This window comes from Curtobacterium sp. B8 (assembly GCF_000333315.1).
Classification (GTDB): Bacteria; Actinomycetota; Actinomycetes; order Actinomycetales; family Microbacteriaceae; genus Curtobacterium; species Curtobacterium luteum.
This window is the reverse complement of the sequence record NZ_BACW01000651.1, coordinates 1-2,432: the sequence shown is the minus strand read 5'-3', so window position 1 is coordinate 2,432 and position 2,432 is coordinate 1. Positions and strand designations below refer to the sequence as shown.

General features: G+C 68.0%; 2 protein-coding genes. One reads left to right on the top strand and one right to left on the bottom strand.

What is annotated here, in order from left to right; translation table 11 throughout:
• Nucleotides 1-89 precede the first annotated feature (89 nt).
• Nucleotides 90-1,514 carry a type I glutamate--ammonia ligase gene (gene glnA, locus I59_RS17360; RefSeq protein ID WP_022904950.1) on the bottom strand — a complete coding sequence of 475 codons (1,425 nt, stop codon included), beginning with the start codon at nucleotides 1,512-1,514 and terminating at the stop codon, nucleotides 90-92.
• Between the two features lie 183 nt (nucleotides 1,515-1,697).
• Here glnA and I59_RS17355 point away from each other — a divergent pair, with 183 nt between their 5' ends.
• Nucleotides 1,698-2,150: an RDD family protein gene (locus I59_RS17355; protein WP_022904949.1), complete on the top strand. Its 453-nt coding sequence runs from the start codon at nucleotides 1,698-1,700 to the stop codon at nucleotides 2,148-2,150.
• Nucleotides 2,151-2,432 lie beyond the last annotated feature (282 nt).

The window sequence follows — 2,432 nt, the reverse complement described above, 5'->3', positions numbered from 1 at the left end:
CTCCAGGCGGTCACCCCGTGTCGGGACGCGGGCCGCACGCAGAAGGCCCCGCACCGGAACCGGTGCGGGGCCTTCGTGGTCAGCGGTGTTCAGACGCCGAAGTACAGCTCGTACTCGAACGGGTGCGGACGCTGCGCGAGCGGGAGGATCTCGTTCTCACGCTTGTAGTCGATCCACGTCTGGATGAGGTCCTCGGTGAAGACATTGCCCTTCGTGAGGAACTCGTGGTCCGCCTCGAGCGCCTCGAGGGCCTCGTCGAGGGAACCCGGAACCTGCGGGATGCCCTTGGCCTCCTCCGGGGGGAGCTCGTAGAGGTCCTTGTCGACCGGCTCGTGCGGCTCGATGCGGTTCTGGATGCCGTCGAGGCCCGCCATGAGCTGCGCGGCGAACGCGAGGTACGGGTTGCCCGAGGCGTCCGGCGCGCGGAACTCGATGCGCTTGGCCTTCGGGTTCGTGCCCGTGATCGGGATGCGGATCGCAGCCGAGCGGTTGCCGGCCGAGTAGACCAGNTTGACCGCGCCCTCGAAGCCCTGGACCAGACGGTGGTACGAGTTGATCGACGGGTTCGTGAACGCGAGCAGCGCCGGGGCGTGCTGAGGGATGCCGCCGATGTACCAGCGCGCGACGTCCGAGAGGCCGCCGTAGCCGTTCTCGTCGTAGAACAGCGGCTTGCCGTCGTTCCAGAGCGACTGGTGGGTGTGCATGCCCGAGCCGTTGTCGCCGAAGAGCGGCTTCGGCATGAACGTGGCGACCTTGCCCCACTGGTCGGCCGTGTTCTTGACGATGTACTTGAACTTCAGGATGTCGTCCGCGGCGTGGACCATCGTGTCGAACTTGTAGTTGATCTCCTGCTGGCCGCCGGTGCCCACCTCGTGGTGCGAGCGCTCGAGCTCGAAGCCCGCCTCGATCAGCTTGAGGGTGATGTCGTCGCGGAGGTCTGCCGTCTTGTCGACGGGGGAGACCGGGAAGTAGCCGCCCTTGTACGGGGTCTTGTTCGCGAGGTTGCCGCCCTCTTCTTCGCGGCCGGTGTTCCACGCGCCCTCTTCGGAGTCGACCGAGTAGAACGACTTGTTCTGCGTGACCGAGTAGCGGACGTCGTCGAAGATGTAGAACTCGGCCTCGGGGGCGAAGAACGCGGTGTCCGCGATGCCCGTCGACGCGAGGTACTTCTCCGCCTTCTTCGCGACCTGGCGCGGGTCACGGCCGTAGATCTCGCCGTTCCGCGGGTTGTAGATGTCGAAGATCATGATCAGCGTGCGCTCGGCGCGGAACTGGTCGATGTAGGCCGTCGTCACGTCGGGGATGAGCTGCATGTCCGACTCGTGGATCGACGCGAAGCCGCGGATCGAGGAGCCGTCGAAGAGCTGTCCGACCGAGAAGAAGTCCTCGTCGACCGTCGACGCCGGGATGTTGAAGTGCTGCTGGACACCGGGCAGGTCCGTGAAGCGGATGTCGAGGAACTTGACGTCCGTGTCCTTGATGAAGGCGAGCACCTCGGAGGAATCGCTGAACATGTGTGTCGATCTCCTGTGGGGTTGGGTGATGTCGGCAGGGACCTTTCGGCACCCTCCGACGAGGCTATTGACACCGGGTTTCCCGGACGTCACTGCCTTGTTTCGTGCGTGTTACGCGAGGGGGTCGTTCCGTCGTCGATGGGGCGGCACCGGCGGCGGGCCGACGTCGCCTACGCTGGGAGCATGGCCCGCAGTACCGCCCCGTCGTCGTCCGCCGCACACCCGGACGGCTGGCCCGGGAAGGACCTCGGGCTCCCGGAGGACGGGCCCCGCAGCGTCGGCCGCATCGGTCGCCGGGTCGTCGCGCTCCTCATCGACGGCGCCCTGGCCGACCTCGTCGCGTACGTGACGGGCGTGTGGTCCCCGGTGAACGGATCCGGTGACATCGCGCACTCCTGGGTCCAGATCGCCATCTTCGCCGCGCTGCAGATCCTCTTCATCTGTCTGCTGTCCGGCTCGTTCGGACACGTCTGCGTCGGCCTGCGCGTGGTGCCGATGCGCGGAGGCTACGTCGGGGTGTGGCGCCCGGTGGTCCGGACCGTGCTCCTCTGCCTCGTCGTGCCAGCGCTCATCATCGACCGCGACAGCCGCGGGGCGCACGACCGGATCGCGGGGACGGTGCTCGTCCGGCGCTGATCGGCGGCGATCGAGGTCGGCAGCCGGGTGCGCCCGGNGCTGTGCGGGACCAGCGTGCGAGGTTGCGCACACCGTGCGAGGGTCTCCGCCTCGCACGGTGCGCGGAACCTCGCACCGTCCGGCGATGCGGTGCCACGGAGCGCACAGCCTCGCACGGTGCGCAGAACCGCGCACCGTCCAGCGATGCGGTGCGATGTGAGGTCGCCCCAGCGCGCTGGGCGCCCGCGACCTGACAGTGGCAGACCACGGGGACGCCCCCGACCGATCGGTCAGGGGCGTCCT